The sequence below is a fragment of the Candidatus Neomarinimicrobiota bacterium genome (genome assembly GCA_034716895.1).
In the GTDB taxonomy this organism is placed as follows: Bacteria; Fidelibacterota; UBA8477; order UBA8477; family JABMPR01; genus JABMPR01.
In genome coordinates, this window is sequence record JAYEKW010000067.1 from 12,856 (window position 1) to 30,317 (window position 17,462).

The window sequence follows — 17,462 nt, forward strand, 5'->3', positions numbered from 1 at the left end:
TATTAAGGTCAACTGTGCCCATTAATTGTTGCTCACTCAGGATCTTTACCAGATAGAGACCTAACGATTGGACTGAATCCCAGACTACTGGTTCGGGCACACCGACCCCATTATCGTGGACTTCAATTCTCATGTAATCATTTTCAAGCCGGGTGAATTTAATAGTTATCTGATTATTGGTTCCACCAGGGTTCGGAAAGGCATATTTCAAGGAATTAGTGATCAGTTCATTGATGATCAACCCGCAGGGGATGGCTAAATCAACCGAGAGGTTGATCCCCGGGATATCAGTTAATAATTGAATAGATGAATCGTCCAGTTTAAAGGCAACCTGCAACTCTTTGATAAGATTCTCAATGTAAACTGCAATATCGATATTGTTAAATTCGGGCGATCGATACAAAGCATCATGCACCAATGCCATAGAATTCACCCGATTGCGGAAATCATCTATGGTTTGGTAAATTTCTCCATCTTTCATACCAGCTTTTTGAAGCCCCAGAAGACTGGCAATGATCTGCAGGTTATTTTTCACTCGATGGTGAACCTCTTTCAGGAGCAGCTCTTTTTCAACCAGTGATTTTTCAATCAGCTCTCGATGGTGCACGATTTCAGTTACATCTTCCATGGATATCATAACTTGATTTATCGATCCTGCGATTTCTTTCAGAGGATAAAGTAGGATGTGCACTACTCTATTTTGCCCATCAGGAGCAGTAAAGGTTACTTCAGGAAGCTTGATAATCTCCCCTCCCAGTGCCTCATGAAAATGTTTCCCCAGTTCAAATTGTTGTGCTAGAGAATCCTGGTCAACCTGGTAGTCTCGAATGATATCATCGGTTTTTTCCGCTCCCCAGAGATCGACCCAACCCTGATTTAAATGAGTGATATTTCCTGCCACATTGTGGATAGCCATGGGTACTGGAGATAGAGAGATTACGGATCTAAAATAATCAGCCCGTTGACGTGCTTTGCGATGTGCTTTGCGGCGTGATTCTATCTGGGTATTGAGCTCAATATTGTGGCGTTTGAGCTCCTCTCCACGCTGAACCAGGAAAGCAGTGCGCATTCGTGAAATTTGTAAAATGGAAAGGCCGCTGAGCAAAACAATTCCGGCAATAAACCACCAGGTTTCATAAAACTCAGGCAGGATAACAATATCCAGTGAAGTTCCCACCTCATTCCAAACACCATCATTGTTGCTGCCCTTCACGTGTAAAGTATATTTACCAGGAGCAAGATTGGTGAATGTGACACTCCTCCGGTTGTTAATATTGCGCCATTTATCCTCAAAGCCTTCCATGAAATAGGTGTACTGATTATTCTCAGAGTAATAGTAATCCAAAGCTGAAAAGCGAACACTAAAGAATAGATCTTCAGGAAAAAGCTGAATCGTAGGATTCTCGGTAAGCGATCTTTCTAAAACCAATCGATCATGATAAAGTTTGTTTATCTCTATAGGGTAATTCATAATAGACAGGTCTGTAAAATGGATTGGCGGGATGTGCTTATTGTCGGTGATTTGAGTAGGATCAAAATAAGTTACCCCTTGAACCCCGCAAAAATACATCAAGCCATTTTCATCTACACAGCCACCAGGATTGAACTCTTTGCTTAAAACACCATCATCAACTCCGAATGACTTAAATAGTTTTTGTTCTTTGTCAAATCTGGCCAGTCCGTAATTGGTACTTAACCAGAGATGACCATGGATATCCTCAAAGATTTTATAGACCGCGGCATTAACCAGGCCCTGTTCAATGCCAAAATTCTCAAAGGTGTTGTTGAGTGGATCAAACTTGGTTAAACCACCTCCGTAGGTACCGAGCCAGATGAAGCCTGCATCATCCTCGTGAAAACACATGACATCATTATTAGGCAGGGCGTAGGGGTCACCGGGAACAGATTTGAATTGCTTTAATGAACCCTTTTCTTGATTATAACTGATCAAGCCCTCATTCTCAGCGCCGATCCACAACATGCCTCGTGAATCTTCAAACATTGAGTAGAATGAAATATCCCCCAGCGTGATATTATTTACAGCAGGCTCACAATGAATCTGAAATTGCATGGTCGCCGGATCCAGTTTAAAAAGACCTTCTTCCCAGCTGCCAAACCAGATGAATCCAGCCTGATCCTCGAAGATGGTAAGCAGGTATTGGCTGGGTAGACCACCAGGTTCCTGGGAGGCTTCAAGATGTTCAAAGCTGCTTTCACCGTTTCTGAGGACATCCAGAGTTGTGGAACCGGATATAACCCACAAATTGTTATTTTTATCAACCAGCATATCCTGAATTGCATTATCGCTAACGCTTCCCGGGTCATCCGGGTCGTGTTGGAAAACCTTAAAGCTTTGTGACTCAGGGTTGTATAATGATAAGCCAGTGGTCCAGGTTGCGATCCAAAAATTCCCTTTTTGGTCTGGCTCGATCTTTACAACCCGGTTGTCATGTAGACCGTCTGGGTCTAATGGGTCATAGCCGATTGTGTAAATCTTCTTACGATTTCGGACATATTTACCCACACCACCACTTGAGGTGGCCACCCAGATAATATCACCGTCATCATAAAGATGTTGGATCACATCATCGTTTAAAGCCGTGTCATCATAGATCTTACGGGCAATAGTTTCCAACAGGTTACCCTGGGTGTCCACGATCATGATGCCCTTGGAATCAGTTCCCAGCCAAATTCGATCCTGGTTCTCCTGGATCATGTAGTTGATACTGGTTTCCGGGTAGTCCGGATTGTTGGTAGAATGAATTCCATAATGAATAAAATTATCATTTTCCTGATCGTACTTTTCGAATCCACCCCAATTGGTTCCGATCCAGATCTGATACTCCCCACCATCAAAAGATTCGTAAATACAATTAACACTATTATCAAAAAGGCTGGTTGAGTCATTGGGATCGTATTTATAGGTTCGCAGGGCAAAAGTTTCCAGGTCAAGGACATTCAACCCATTAAGGGTGGGAATCCAGAGTTGATTGTTGTGATCCTCGAAAAGTGAATATACTATCGAGTCTGTGAGGGCGATATCATTTGAAATGAGATCTTGCACAGTTGATAGCTGACCTGTTACAGGGTCAAATCGGAAAAGGCCAGAGCCAGAGGTTCCCAACCAGATATACCCGTTGTGATCTTCAAGCAAACTGTAGATCGAGGCATCGCCAATAGTGAGACCGGCTGGTGATTCTTTCGGGTAATGGAGAAAACTTTCAGTTTCATAATCATATTTATTGAGACCAAAAACATAGGTTGCGACCCAAAGATCTCCGTGACTATCAACCAGGGTTGAAAAGATAGAACTGGAGTTAATAGATGTTGAATCAAGTGGATCATGGCGGAATACTTTGAAAGAGACACCATCATAGCGGTTCAGACCATCTTCGGTTCCAAACCACATGAAACCGTACTTATCCTGGGTAATAGTCATCACGTTGTTGAGGGAAAGACCATCATTAATATCGATGGTCTCAAATTGATAGGAAGGAATATCCTGACCAATAGCAACAGAGGCTAGAACGAGGAGAAGGAGAAGCTTAACAGAATCAATCATAAATTAATCAGAACGGGCTCGTTTATTAATTAGATATCCATATTCTAAGTTTAAATGCAAAATGCGTGTCAAATAATCAAAGTGAAGAAATATAGTGTCATTGAGCCAAGCTCCAAGAGAGAGATAGAACTAAACTCATAAAAAAGAAGGTTGGCAAACGTGAGATGATCAGACCGTTAGCCTGAAAAGTGAATGTCCCAGTTTTTTAAAGTATCTTCAGAAGCTCTCTGGCTGGCTTCCTTTTTGTTGCGACCTTCACCAAACCCAACCACAGTTTCATCAATTGAAACCTCGATCATGTATAAGGGATCATGATCGGGACCAGTTGTTTTGGTAACCTCATAGTGAGGGTTGCCCAATTTAAGTTGTTGACATTTTTCAGCTAATTGGCCCTTATGATTGAAGGACTGCAATTCTTCAGCATAGCCAGGTTTCCCAGCGATAACATTCTTTTTAACCCACTGTGCAGCAGCTTCATAACCCCTATCCATGTATATGGCGGCGATCAGAGATTCTGTTACATCAGCCATAATGGAGTCATTATCACGGTGCCCGCTGCGCCGGGTTGATTCGCTCAAGAGGATCCAACGACCCAGATCCAGGTGGGCTGCACATTCTGCCAGATAGCTGCCGTTGACCAGAATAGTACGATACTTGGTGAGGGTACCCTCGTTGAGATGCCGATGGGTTTTGAATAGGTAGTCAGAAACCACTAGCTGCAGGACTGCATCGCCCAGGAATTCCAACCGTTCATAAGAATATTTGATATTATTTTGACTGGCAAAGGAACTGTGAGTAAGCGCTCGTTCCAGTAGATGTGGCTCCTTAAAGGTATAGCCTAAAGTGTTTTCGATCGCTTTAAGATTCTGGGCAAATGATTCCGAGATCGGCAGTTCCGATCTGGTTTTCCGAAAGAGCTTGCCCAGAAATTTCATAGTACTTCGATCAGGCCTTGAATTCCTTTACAGCCAATACGGCGTTGTGACCACCAAAGCCAAAGGAATTGCTGATACCAGCGTTTACTTCACGCTTGATCGAAACATTCGGTGTGTAGTTCAAGTCACACTCGTCACAAGGGTTATCATGGTGGATAGTAGGTGCAATGGTATTGGTTTGGATCGTTTTAACCAGGGCAGCCAGCTCAACACCCCCAGAGGCACCCAAAAGGTGACCTGTCATGGATTTTGTTGAACTGATGGCCAGTTGATAAGCGTGATCCCCAAAAACATTTTTAATAGCGATGGATTCATTTTTGTCGTTGGCTGGCGTTGAGGTTCCATGGGCATTGATATAGTCAATATCTTTTGGAGCCAGATCACCGTCAGACAGAGCCATCTGCATTGCTCGCTGAGCACCTTCACCCTCTGGTGCAGGACTGGTGATGTGGTATGCGTCGGCGGTCATTCCAAAGCCGGCCAGCTCTGCCAGAATTGTGGCACAACGTGCTTGAGCATGCTCAAGACTTTCGAGCACGAAGATACCGCCGCCTTCGCCCATGACAAACCCATCGCGAGCTTTGTCAAAAGGACGGCTGGCTGATTCAGGATCCGGGTTAAAAGTGAGCGCCTTCATGTTGGCGAAACCAGCAAATCCCATAGTGGTCAATGCTGCATCAGCACCACCACAGACCATGACATCTGCATCACCATAGCGGATAGCTCGCAAACCCAGACCGATGGCGTGAGCTGCTGTGGCACAAGCTGAATTGACCGAATAGTTTGGACCTTTCAGCCCCCAGATGATCGAAACATAACCAGCAGCGATATCAGGAATCATCATGGGAATGAAAAATGGACTCACCCGGCGGTGTCCCCGCTTGACCAGCATGCCATGTTGGTCCTCGAAAGTGTGTAGTCCACCAACGCCACTGCCAATGATGACACCTATTCGAGTGGGATCCTCATTGTTTAACTCCAACCCGCTCTGCCCAATGGCAGCTTTAGCAGAATGTACAGCGTAGCGGGTAAAAGGATCCATGCGACGTGCTTCTTTGAACTCAACAATATCATCAATACTGAGGTCATCTTTGACTACTGCAGCCACTGTGGCATTATATTTGGCTTCAACCAGCCAATCTTGAGTAGTGATGCCATTATTCCCAGCGATCAAATTGCTCCAAAAAGTATCCAGTTCATTTCCCAGAGGGGAGACAACTCCCATGCCGGTAATCACAACACGCTTTTTCATGGCACTCCTCATAAAAAAACTGGATTCACCATCAAGTCGATCTCAAGTATCGACCCGTTAGTGAACCCAGTTTTCATCCAAAAAAAATGAAGATTAAAGCTTATCCAAGCTTACTATCAATGTATTGAACAGACTTTCCAACGGTGGTGATGGTTTCAGCATCTTCATCGGGAATCTCAATATCAAAAACTTCTTCAAATTGCATGATCAATTCTACGGTGTCCAGTGAATCAGCACCCAGATCATCAATAAATGAAGCATCTTCAGTGATCTTGGCAGCATCTACACCTAATTTTTCAACAATTACATCGCGTACTTTTTCGAAAGTTGACATGTTATTTTTTCTCCTAACTTTCAGTTCTATCCTTGCATGACCAGGCCGCCATCAACATTGAAGACCTGACCTGTGATATATCCAGCCTGTTCAGACCCAAGAAACGCCACCAGATTGGCAACGTCTGTTGACTCTCCGATGCGCCCCAGAGGGATCTGTGCAAACAATTTTTCCCGGGCATCAGCTGTAATCGCATCCGTCATATCGGTGGCAATATAACCAGGTGCAACAGCATTCACAGTGATTCCTCTTGAGCCGATTTCTTTGGCTAGAGACTTGGTAAATCCAATAATACCAGCCTTGGATGCGGCATAGTTGGCTTGTCCGGCATTCCCCATCTGCCCAACGATGGATGTGATATTGATAATGCGGCCAGCTTTCAATTTCAAGAAATTCCGTAGCAAAGCTTGAGACATGTTAAAAACACTTTTCAGATTAACGCTCATAACATCATCCCACTGATCTTCCTTCATACGCATTATCAGATTGTCTTTGGTGATGCCGGCGTTGTTCACCAGGATATCCACCGGACCAAAAGCATCAATTGCTGCACTGGCCAAGGCTTTGCATGCGTCCGCGGAAGTAACATCAGCAGCCACTCCTAAACAGGTATACCCTTTTGATTCAAACGCTTCCTGAACCTGTTGACAATCCTCAGCTTTTCTGCTGCTAACCACGATTTTGGCTCCCAGTTCAGCCAGCTTTAAGGCGATCTGGTATCCAATACCGCGGGTAGAGCCAGTGACAATAGCTACTTTTCCCTGATAATCGATCATGATAATCCCTCCAATTGTGCCTGGTTTCCGATGCCACTTACATTGGCGCTACGTTCGATCCGCCTGATCAACCCCTGCAAGACGCGACCGGGGCCGACCTCAACAAATTCTGTTGCGCCATTTTTAAGCATCGTATGAACACTATCCTCCCACAGCACTGGATTTTCCAACTGCTGAATGAGGTTGGTTTTAATTTTTCCTGGATCCGAGGTTGGAGCGGCATCCACATTTGCAATCACCGGGACGTTCGCCTGAGAAAAATTCGATTTTTCTATAGCGGAAGTAAGACCGACTACGGCTGGAGCCATAAGGGGGGAATGGAAGGCCCCACTTACATTTAAGCCAACCACTTTCCGGGCTCCGAGATTTTTTGCGATTTCCATAGCATAATTAACAGCATTGGTCTCTCCAGAGATCACGATCTGCCCAGGTGAATTATAATTGGCGGCCTGAACGATGCCTCGCTTTGATGCATGTAAACAAACCTTTTCAACGTCCTCTCGTGACAGGTTGAGAATAGCAGCCATGGTACCAGACTGAGCCTTTCCAGCTAACTGCATCTCTTCAGCGCGGACCTTGACGATAGAGAGCGCATCCTCAAAGCTAAGTACGCCAGCTGCATATAAGGCTGAGAATTCACCAAGGCTATGTCCGGCAGTCATCTGGAACTCGAACGACGCAGGCAGCAGCGAGAAAAAGGCTGCCGAAGCTACAAAGAGCGCGGGTTGAGTGACTTTGGTTTCTGTCAGAGCTTCTAAGGGACCGTTAAAACTGATATCAGCTACATCAAAGCCCAAAATATCGTTGGCCGTTCCATACAAGGTTCGAATAGACTCATGCTCAGTATAAATATCTTGAGCCATCCCAACAAATTGAGAGGCTTGTCCGGGAAATATTAAAGCACGCTGCATCATCAAACCTTTTTACCGGGTCCATAACGGAGGAGGATACTGCCCCAGGTATAACCAGCACCAAAAGCCGCCAGCAGTACCAGATCACCATCCATGATGCGCTTATTGCGGACCACTTCATCCAGTCCCAATGGCAATGTCGCTGCTGTGGTGTTGCCATATTTATCAATATTCAACAGGACTTGATCATCAGTAAAGCCGGCTCGCCGGGCTGCTACATCAATGATCCGTTTATTGGCCTGATGGGGAATAAAGATACCAACATCTTCAGCTTTAAAATTGTTATTCGCAAGAATGTCAATACTCACTTGAGCCATATCAGATGAAGCTCTCTTAAAAACACTACGGCCGTCCTGCCAGATATAGTGCTCACCTGCATCAACTGTCTTGTGGGTAGCCGGTTTACGACTGCCACCAGCCTTCATGTGCAGGGCATCTGCTCCAGAGCCATCGATGTATAGGATCTCGTCAATGATCCCGTAGTTCTCGTCTTCAGTAGGCTCTAAAAGAACAGCACCGGCGCCATCACCAAAAAGGATGCACGTGTTTCGATCAGTATAATCAAGGATCGAACTCATCGTATCAACACCTACTACAATAACCTTTTTATGGCCGGTCTGGACCAGGGCGCTACCTGATTTCAGGGCGAATAAAAAACCGGAACATGCACCTGAAAGATCATAGCCCCAGGCTTTGGTTGCTCCGATCTTTTCCTGGATTAAGGCCGCTGTTGATGGAAAAAGCATATCGGGTGTTACAGTCGCAACAATGATGGCATCAATTTCGTCGGCTGTGGTTCCAGTTTCTTCCAACAGCTTTGTGATTGCCTTGACACTCATATCTGAACTGGCTTCACCTTCAGCAGCGATGTGACGTTCCCGGATTCCCGTGCGGGATACTATCCATTCGTCATTGGTATCAACCATTTTTTCAAGATCAAAATTGGTCAATACTTTTTCGGGCACATAGGAGGCGACTCCGGTTATAGCAGCTCTGGTCATTGTATATTTCCTGTTATTGAATAGTTAATTATGGAGAAAGCGAAAGAGAATAAATAGAGTCATTTGTAAAACTATACTTTGTGTTCGCTAAGCTTTCTGCAGTTAGGTTTTATTAATAATATTGATTAGTGATGAATGATCTCGTCATCCATTGCTGTATAGGTGATACTGGATAGTGACGCAGTGATCTCCTGTTCTATAGCATCGATCAAATTTGAATTGATCAAACGTTGGGCTTCAAATAAGGCATTTTTGATTGCCTTTGCGCTGGAACTGCCATGGGCGATCAGGGAAATGCCTTTGATTCCCAGCAGGGGAGACCCGCCATAATTATTAGGGTCGAATATTCCCACCAGCTCGGTAAAAACAGGTTTGATCAAACGGGCTCCGATCAGGCGACTGGGTCGATCTAATCTGCTTTTGATCATGGAAAAGAGAGTCTTAAAGGTGCTTTCGGCCAATTTCAAGGAGACGTTCCCGGTGAATCCGTCCGTTACGATCACGTCAAATTTATTATTAAAGATATCTCGTCCTTCAGCATAGCCTCGGAAGTCAATGTCAGCGGCTTCCAGTAGACGCTTGGCCTCTTTGACCAGCGGTGTCCCTTTTTCAGACTCTTCACCAATACTCATCAGAGCCACACGAGCTGAATCTGTTTTGGTGCTCTTGCGGTAGACGATACTGCCCATAATACCAAATTGAAGGAGATTCTTGGGCTTTGCTTCAGCGATGGCTCCCACATCCAAAAGGAGAGTTGCCCCGCCCTCATGTGGCATGAATGCACCAATAGCCGGGCGGTCTACACCAGGGATGCGACCCAGGCTCAGCAATGAGTAGGTCATGACAGCACCGGTATTCCCAGCGGAGATGAATGCATCTCCTGCTCCTGATTTGACCAGATCAATGCCCACCCGCATGGAGGAATCTTTTTTCTCTTTATAGGATTTTGTGGGCGAATCGCGCATTTCAACAATTTGAGTGGCATGTTGAACGTGCAGATGAGGACTTTTAAATTGGTGTGATCGAAGATCATTGCGGATCAGATCTTCCTGGCCGACCAGAATGACCTCACCAGTGCTTTTAGCATCATTCAGATATTGAATGGCACCTTCAATATTGATGAAAGGGGCGTTATCGCCCCCCATACAATCAACCACAATTTTCATTTTAGAACCAATACCTTCTCACAAAACCTTATTATAACCACAACGGTGGTCCATGCGCGACAAGGTTAAGGGGTCGGAGTAGGTGGAAATATTATTTTGTGCTGGGCAGTTAATTACCATAATTCCCACTCAGTTGAGTTGAAATCAATATTCAATCTTCAATATTCAATCTTAAATATCAAATGGATCAAACTTCTTTTGGAATGATGATCTGTTTGCCTTTGTAATATCCGCAATGGGGACATACACGATGTGGTAATTTCGGTTCACTGCAATTAGAGCAGGTGATCAGACCGGCAAGAGTAGTTTTCCAATGGGTGCGGCGTCTATCTCTTCTGGCCCGTGATGTTTTTCTTTTTGGTACGGCCACGAGTTAAAATCTCCTATTCATTGAACAAATCTTTGAGCTTAGCCCAACGTTCATCCGGTTTCACTTCGGTCTCCAGACTTTTTTGCAAAGCAATACCAGCTTGACAATCAGGTCCACAATTATGTGAAATGGGGATGGCTAGCAGTACGGTATCATGTACCAAAGGGTACAGGTCAAATTCAGTTTGGTTTCTGGGAAGTAGAACAATATCTTCACTCTCATTCTCGTCCATGTGTCTGGAATTGGTAGTCAGGATTATCTTAAAGTTGCCTTTGAGGGTGTCCTCAAATTCCTCCATCCCGGTTGCGCAAATAAATAAACCGGTACAGGTAACGGACCCCTTTAGATAAATATTTTGATCCTGGCGATCGATACTCAACTTCAAATCCAAGTTGAGCGGCTTCCACTCAATACTATCATCGTGCTGCAGTTGTGCTATGCTGTCAAAGACCTGCTCTGATCTGCCTCTCGGCACTGTGTTTATACTTAACTTCATTGTCAAAGCCGCGCAATATAGACGGGAGTTATTCGCATGTCAAACGTTTGATGGTTACCTGGAAAATCCTCTTGCAAAGACGCAGAGGCGCAGAGTGGTGATATAAAATAGTATAGCATTCGCAACTGTTTGCTGTTTTTCAAATAAATTCTATCAGCGTTCATCCGTGTTAATTCGCGGCTAAAAGAGGCTAACCTGATATCATCAGGGTTGCATGAGCCTTTCAATTTGATCAATAGTTTTCGGGATCGATGCACTGAGAACACGGTGTCCATCTGTTGTAACCAGTACATCATCTTCAACTCGAATACCAATATTCCACCATTTTGGGTCAACATCGTCTGATTCGGAAATATAGATACCCGGTTCAACGGTTAGAATCATTCCGGTTTTGAGAAGATGAGGTTGTCCGTCGGCATTCAAGTAACCACCAGCATCGTGGACATCGAGCCCCAGCCAGTGAGAAGTACCATGCATAAAGAATTTCCGATATGCTTTTGTCTTGATCAGGTCTACAACAGTACCTTCCAGTAAACCCAGATCAATGAGCCCCTTGGTAATCACTTTAACTGCAACGTGATGTGGTTCTCTGAAAGCAGCACCGGGTCTGACACTTTTTATTGCAGCAATTTGAGCATCCAGAACCAACTGATAGAGTAAGGCCTGTTCAGTACTGAAAGTCCCGTTGACTGGAACAGTACGGCTGATATCGGCTGAGTAATACTCCCATTCTGCTCCAACATCCATGAGCAGGATGTCTCCCGGATTCAATTTCCCACGATCGTCCTCATAGTGTAGATAGGTCGAGTTCTTTCCGGCACCTACGATAGATGGAAAGCCCAATCGGATCGCACCGCGTTTTTTGAAACCGTATTCTATCTCAGCTTTAGCTTCGTATTCGAAACGGAGGGTGGGGATGATTTTGAAAGCGTCAACCAGTGATTCACCTGTGATCGCAATAGCCTGCTCCAGAGCTTTTATCTCAGCATCAGATTTTATGAGACGGTGTGATTTTAAAAGCGTTGCGGCTTCCTGGATCAGGATAGGACGTTGCCGGGAGTGCTTCATTTTTTTGGTAAGATCTATTTGGAAATCAAGATCATTTCCATCTGAGATCACCAAGCGTTCATAACCTGACACTAATTTCCCCAGATGGTCAAAAAATGTATCATAAGCCAGCGCTTGATCGATTTCCGTCAGAGCTGATGCTTCCTCCAAACCAGCTTTGGGACCGGTCCAAACTTCCATTTTGGAATTTCGTTCAGGCACAAACAGGGTTGCTTCAGCTTGATCTGATTCTGATGGTTGAGGAGTGAGTACCAAAATGCCTCGGGCAAATGGCCATCCCGTGAGATAAATAAAGTCAGAATCCTGACGATAGGGGTACTCGACATCATGATTTCTTTCATAACCAGGCGCTGAGTGAATGATGGCACAAGCATCCAGATCAGCCAATTCATTTAAAAATATTGCTCGGCGCCGGGCAAATTCGTCAGTTGGCAGATCACCGAATCTTGACATCCCCTGAGCAAGGCTCAATCCAACTATTAGGAGTAATAGACAGTATGATAACCCTTTACTGATTCTGCTAAAATCGGTTATGTTGATTTTGATTTTCACAAGCTGACCCTATTCTATGATCCGATATTGTGAACGAGCAACTTTTGCGGGGACAGCATTAAAGTGCCACCATTCAATTGAGATTGGCTGCCAGCCGGCGTGGGTCATGACTGTGCGAAGCAGCTCACGGTTGTTGATTTGTTCCTGGGTCAGGTGACCCTCTTTAAGAAATTGCGCTTCATGTCTGGGCTGAGCCAGTTTGCCAAAATAGTCAAAGGCAGTACCCATATCCAGGGGGTTCCCATCGTTGGTGGCCAAAGTGAGGTCTACAGCAGAACCAAAATTATGAACTGAGCCCCGATCCGGATTGGCCACATAATCCTGAGAGGGTGTACCGACTACCAATGCCCACATTTTTCGTTGGATCGAGCGGGGGCGAACACCATCATAAACCAGTAAAGTGAGCTTCGGGTGGGTTTTCTTTAGAAAAACTTGAGCTTGGCTCAACATTTTGGCTGCTTTGGGCTGTAGATAACAATCTTCCAGATCACCATAGGTATCTGCACCCAGAAAATTATCAGTAGTTGAGTATTTCAACTCCACCAGGATATCCGGAGCAAGGGTGTGAATATTGATCAGTCCTTGTGTTTGAAGTTGTGTCTCAAGATCCTGAATGTTTCCCTTGGCTTGACCAAAGCTAATTGAGATTAGACAAAGAAGGGTTAAAGCTGCGCGAATATAATTTTTTGTTTTCATGGTAACAAGGTAGTGTAATCTCTACCCTTCTTCCAGTTCTGATTGTACTAGTGTTATGTTAAGCATGAGATGTGCAAAAAGTCGCGGGGATTTTTTTCGATAACAAGGCAAATATTGTTACCATAGCCCTAGCTATAGTAACAATATTTAACGCAGTTAGCGGGGAAAAGAACAAGGCTTGGTTGCGCTATATCATGCTTAACGTGACACTAGGTATCTCTCAGATGCGAGAATGATTTCTCGAATTTCAGACAATTACAGAAAAACAATATTAGACACAAAATATAACAGACACTAACAGCTAATAACACACACGTATTTTGCTTACAAAACGTACTATTCGGTTAATCCCGGCCAATATGTTTGGCAAGAAATATTATTTTCACAATAAACCACAATTTTTGGCACGCACTTTGTAAATACGGTATTTCAAAATACAGAAAAATATGAAATTATCTCAGCATAACAAAAATCAGCCCGAGTGCCTCTCTAAAGAGGAGTTACACTCTCCCCAGGAAGTATCCCGGTTACTGAACATTTCAGTTGAGACCCTGCGACTCTATGAGCGAGAAGGTCTCTTTGTACCTTATAAATTGTCCTCAGGTCACCGCCGCTTTACAAATGCAGACATCGAATGGATCAAATGCATTCAAAGACAGATTCACGAGAATAAGCTCAATTTTGCCGGGATCAGGTATTTATTATCCTTGTTGCCCTGCTATGAAATGAAGCCCTGTTGTCTGGAAGATCATGAAGTGTGTCCGGCTGGCACGAAAAGTTGCCGACCCTGTTGGGATTTTGAGAATACACCCTGTCGGGTCAAAGGTGAGAACTGCAGAACCTGTGTAGTTTACCAACAAGTGTTAAATGTCGATAACCTAAAAGAAATACTTCAGGTGAAATTTAAATGCGACTGATGCAAAGAATTATCATGGTTAGCGTACTGACCTTCAGTACTCTGTTTTGGAGTTGTGATGCCATAAATCCTGTGGATGAAGGGGAGCTTACCGATTATAGCTGCGAGGGCTGTCACACCAGCAAAAGCACCTTGAGTGCTATTATTGATGATTTGGTTCTCGATCCACCGGATGATGGTCATGCGGTACCTGGCTGAGGCGGCGGAGCGGCGCCGTTGACGCTTACGGAAAAGGTTTGGATCAGGTTAAACGCAACTCGCGGAGTTGAGTCTTATGCAGATATTGACCCGACTCATGCAGCGATCGGTTGTACTGGCTGTCATGGGGGATTTTCACCTGTTGATGCAGTAGATGATACAACAGCTTACAATTCAGCCCATGTCGGTATGCTGCGAGACCCATCTGCCATTGGTGAAGAGGGCTGTAGTGGCGGCATGTGCCACTCCGATATCGTTCGTCGGAACGAGACCAGCATTCACAGTAATCTATGGGGTGAAAAGGCTCATGTCGCTCTACGAAATGGCGAATCGTCCTTTGATCATCTGGATCAAAATATACAAAATGCGTTTACTGAAGATTGTTCCAGCTGCCACACAACTTGTGGACAATGTCATATCAGTCGTCCCCACACCACAGGTGGCGGCTTTCTGGAACAACGTGTGGGATATAGCCATCAATTTATTGCCACACCAAGCGAAGAGAATGTTTGTACGGCTTGTCACGGTTCCCGCGTTGGGGATGACTGGAATGCCAACCAGGATCGGGTGCCCGGCAATGTACCGGATGTTCATAATGATTTTGGCTATACTTGTCTGGATTGCCATGAGGAAGATATGCACGGTGATGGTGTCACTGATGTGGAACTTACTTCCCGCTATCAAGTAGCTGATCTGCCTCAATGCGTGGATTGTCACGAGGTTGACCGGGATGATAATGCCTTTCATGCACAACATTGGCCCAATTCTGATGCTGATGATGGTGCCGACCTGTCTTGCTTTGTCTGTCATTCACAGCAATACAATAATTGCAACACCTGCCATGCTGGTGAATGGACTCACGAATATGAAGCAGATAACTCAGGTGAATACCGGGTCTATGCACAGTTCAAATTAGGTCGTAACCCTTATTATGGACAATCAGATCACCCCCACGAGAATTCAGCCTGGATCACAGTACGGCACGTACCGGTATCCCCTGATGCTTATGCACCCTGGGGAATTAGCAGCATGCCTAATTTTAATGTTATGGAAACCTGGAAGTACACCAGTCCTCACAATATTCAACGCTGGACCGCCAGAACACTGGTAGATACCACCTGGGCTGACACCAGTGCTCAGTTGTATACAGATCAGACTTGTGCTGACAACTGTCACATGCATGGTGATTCTGGGAATAGTTCATTGCTAAATATAGATTTATACTTAACAAACGAAGATATGACACCGGCAGGGGAGATCACCGGTGATGATCTCAGCGGAGAGATTGAAGCAAATGCTTTAACCAGTCTGGGATCGGCAAGTAATTGCTCTGCGTGTCATGAATTTTAAACGTAAAAGCAAGTTCAAAAAACCACAAGGAGGTAAAATGAAACTTGATTGGAGACTAGTTTTAGTTTTAGTGTTGGCACTGGGGCTAATGGTAAGTTGTGAAAGTACAGAGGAAGAAGATGAAGATACAGCATTCCAGGTATTATCACAGTACATGCTTGATAACGACATGGATGTTACCGATGTGATCAATGGTTGGATAACCACTGCTTCGGCTATATCCGGCAATGAAGCCAATTACTTTATTGTTGATATCAGATCACAAGCAAAGTATGACGAAGGACATATCCCCACAGCCGTTTATTCTGACTATGGTGATATTCTAACAACTGTTGAAGCTCAGAATACAAGTGATCTTCCAGTTCTGGTAGCATGCTTCTCAGGACAATCAGCAGCTCACGCTGTGGTAGCCTTGCGTCTGAGTGGTTATACTGATGCTAAAACTCTCAAGTGGGGCATGAGTGGCTGGGCTGCTCAGTTTGACTCATGGTCAGGTAAAGTAGATAGTATCGCCAAAGACAATGCAAACTGGGCAATGGATGCTCCCCCTGCTCTGCTCTCCGGCAATGATGATCCGGTTATTAACACCGATCTGACTGACGGTGCTGCAATTCTGGCCGAACGTGTTGACGCTATTTTGGACGGTTTTAAAGGAACTCCTGCTGCAACGATCCTTGGCGCACCTGACAACTATCAGATCAACAACCGTTGGGAACAGGAACACTGGGATCATTATGGTCACATAGCTGGAGCTTACCGGACAGAACCAGGTAGCGTTTCCATTGCCAATGACGGCCTGGATGTTCTTGACCCTTCACAAACCATTGCAACCTATTGCTGGACCGGTCAGACATCTTCAATGATGACAGCCTGGTTAACTGCTCTGGGCTATGATGCAACCAGCCTTAAGTTTGGTGCTAACAGTATGATCTATCATACTCTTGAATCTCATAAGTGGTCTGCATTGGCTGCTGACTTCCCAATGGAATAATTTCTTATTAGGCATTTAATTGAATAAGATCTATTCATTAGGATTATTGAGAGGGAGTCGAATTTTATTCGGCTCCCTCTTCTTCTTAGGTATTTGTTATGGGCAATTAACCTTTCTGGAAACTATTAATCCCCATGGTTCTGACCAATGTGCAGACTGTCACTTTAAACAGGGCGAACCAAACCTCAGTAACTTTAACCCGGCTGCCTGTGATGCCTGTCATTCACGGGAGGCCGTCAATAATAAGATCCACCAGCTGAATAATATCAATATCCATGCTGTAGGCATTACCATTCCAGTTAATTTTAAGATCATTTCAGAGAAACAATTCAGTTGTATTACCTGTCACGTCGTTGCTTGCAAGACTGACCGGGCGAATCAAACATTTTTACGAGGCGGACCCTACAAAAGCGAGTTGGACTTTTGTTTTACCTGTCACCAAACGGATGCCTTCCAGCAATTAAATCCTCATTTGCAGATTTCATCAGATGGCAAAATAGATGAATCTACCTGTCAACATTGTCATCTGGAGGTGCCTGATATCACTTCTGATGCTCCCGGAAATTCACTCATGCGACTGGATATGACACCCACTTGTAACAAGTGTCATGCACTCCACCGTCATGAGAACCAGCACCTGGGCAAATCCATTGAACCTGATGTCAAGCAGATTCACGAAACCATGCTGACAACAGAGCAACAATTCAAGCTGCAATTTCCCCTGTCTGCCAATCAGGAAATACAGTGTAATACCTGTCACTATACTCATCAACGCGGTGTGTTGAACAAAGCAGAAGTTGTCTTTATCGGCCCTGAGGAAAATCAATGGCGTTTGCGACTATCAAAAGAGCAGCTTTGTCTTGCCTGTCACGATCTATAGAGGTTTAA

General features: G+C 44.7%; 16 protein-coding genes. 4 read left to right on the forward strand and 12 right to left on the reverse strand.

Features of this window, described 5'->3' with window-relative positions; all coding sequences use genetic code 11:
* From U9Q77_04610 to U9Q77_04665, 12 genes are all read right to left on the reverse strand, one after another.
* The coding region (locus U9Q77_04610) for a two-component regulator propeller domain-containing protein (GenBank protein MEA3286638.1) at positions 1-3,562 on the reverse strand (3,562 nt) is incomplete at its 3' end.
* Positions 3,563-3,738: 176 nt separating this feature from the next.
* On the reverse strand, positions 3,739-4,497 hold the full coding sequence (gene rnc, locus U9Q77_04615; GenBank protein ID MEA3286639.1) for a ribonuclease III: 759 nt from the start codon (positions 4,495-4,497) through the stop codon (positions 3,739-3,741).
* Between the two features lie 10 nt (positions 4,498-4,507).
* Positions 4,508-5,749, reverse strand: a complete 1,242-nt coding sequence (gene fabF / locus U9Q77_04620; protein ID MEA3286640.1) for a beta-ketoacyl-ACP synthase II — start codon at positions 5,747-5,749, stop codon at positions 4,508-4,510.
* 100 nt (positions 5,750-5,849) lie between these two features.
* A complete protein-coding gene (locus U9Q77_04625) occupies positions 5,850-6,083 on the reverse strand; it encodes an acyl carrier protein (GenBank protein MEA3286641.1) in 234 nt (77 codons plus the stop codon).
* 26 nt (positions 6,084-6,109) lie between these two features.
* Positions 6,110-6,859, reverse strand: coding sequence for a 3-oxoacyl-ACP reductase FabG (fabG, locus tag U9Q77_04630; GenBank protein MEA3286642.1), 750 nt, complete (start codon positions 6,857-6,859; stop codon positions 6,110-6,112).
* Positions 6,856-7,773, reverse strand: a complete 918-nt coding sequence (fabD, locus tag U9Q77_04635) for an ACP S-malonyltransferase (GenBank protein ID MEA3286643.1) — start codon at positions 7,771-7,773, stop codon at positions 6,856-6,858. The genes fabG and fabD overlap by 4 nt, the downstream gene beginning before the upstream one ends.
* The gene (locus tag U9Q77_04640; protein ID MEA3286644.1) at positions 7,773-8,771 is read right to left on the reverse strand and encodes a beta-ketoacyl-ACP synthase III; all 999 of its coding nucleotides are present in this window, start codon (positions 8,769-8,771) and stop codon (positions 7,773-7,775) included. The genes fabD and U9Q77_04640 overlap by 1 nt, the downstream gene beginning before the upstream one ends.
* A gap of 125 nt (positions 8,772-8,896) precedes the next feature.
* Positions 8,897-9,937 (reverse strand): phosphate acyltransferase PlsX, encoded by a 1,041-nt coding sequence (gene plsX, locus U9Q77_04645; protein MEA3286645.1) that lies wholly within the window; start codon positions 9,935-9,937, stop codon positions 8,897-8,899.
* Positions 9,938-10,124: 187 nt separating this feature from the next.
* The gene (gene rpmF, locus U9Q77_04650; protein ID MEA3286646.1) at positions 10,125-10,307 is read right to left on the reverse strand and encodes a 50S ribosomal protein L32; all 183 of its coding nucleotides are present in this window, start codon (positions 10,305-10,307) and stop codon (positions 10,125-10,127) included.
* A 13-nt stretch (positions 10,308-10,320) separates the two neighbouring features.
* Positions 10,321-10,803: a DUF177 domain-containing protein gene (locus U9Q77_04655; GenBank protein MEA3286647.1), complete on the reverse strand. Its 483-nt coding sequence runs from the start codon at positions 10,801-10,803 to the stop codon at positions 10,321-10,323.
* Between the two features lie 204 nt (positions 10,804-11,007).
* Entirely contained in the window at positions 11,008-12,324 is a 1,317-nt protein-coding gene (locus U9Q77_04660; GenBank protein ID MEA3286648.1) for an aminopeptidase P N-terminal domain-containing protein, read from the reverse strand.
* Positions 12,325-12,432: 108 nt separating this feature from the next.
* Positions 12,433-13,119 carry a M15 family metallopeptidase gene (locus U9Q77_04665; protein MEA3286649.1) on the reverse strand — a complete coding sequence of 229 codons (687 nt, stop codon included), beginning with the start codon at positions 13,117-13,119 and terminating at the stop codon, positions 12,433-12,435.
* Positions 13,120-14,026: 907 nt separating this feature from the next.
* Between U9Q77_04665 and U9Q77_04670 the strand changes: the two genes are divergently transcribed.
* From U9Q77_04670 to U9Q77_04685, 4 genes are read left to right on the forward strand one after another with little or no spacing between them, the layout of a single operon-like run.
* Positions 14,027-14,233: a hypothetical protein gene (locus U9Q77_04670; GenBank protein ID MEA3286650.1), complete on the forward strand. Its 207-nt coding sequence runs from the start codon at positions 14,027-14,029 to the stop codon at positions 14,231-14,233.
* Between the two features lie 18 nt (positions 14,234-14,251).
* Complete coding sequence (locus tag U9Q77_04675; protein ID MEA3286651.1) at positions 14,252-15,583, forward strand: hypothetical protein; 1,332 nt, start codon at positions 14,252-14,254, stop codon at positions 15,581-15,583.
* Positions 15,584-15,620: 37 nt separating this feature from the next.
* Positions 15,621-16,574 carry a rhodanese-like domain-containing protein gene (locus U9Q77_04680; protein ID MEA3286652.1) on the forward strand — a complete coding sequence of 318 codons (954 nt, stop codon included), beginning with the start codon at positions 15,621-15,623 and terminating at the stop codon, positions 16,572-16,574.
* A 19-nt stretch (positions 16,575-16,593) separates the two neighbouring features.
* Entirely contained in the window at positions 16,594-17,454 is an 861-nt protein-coding gene (locus U9Q77_04685; GenBank protein ID MEA3286653.1) for a hypothetical protein, read from the forward strand.
* Positions 17,455-17,462: the final 8 nt, after the last annotated feature.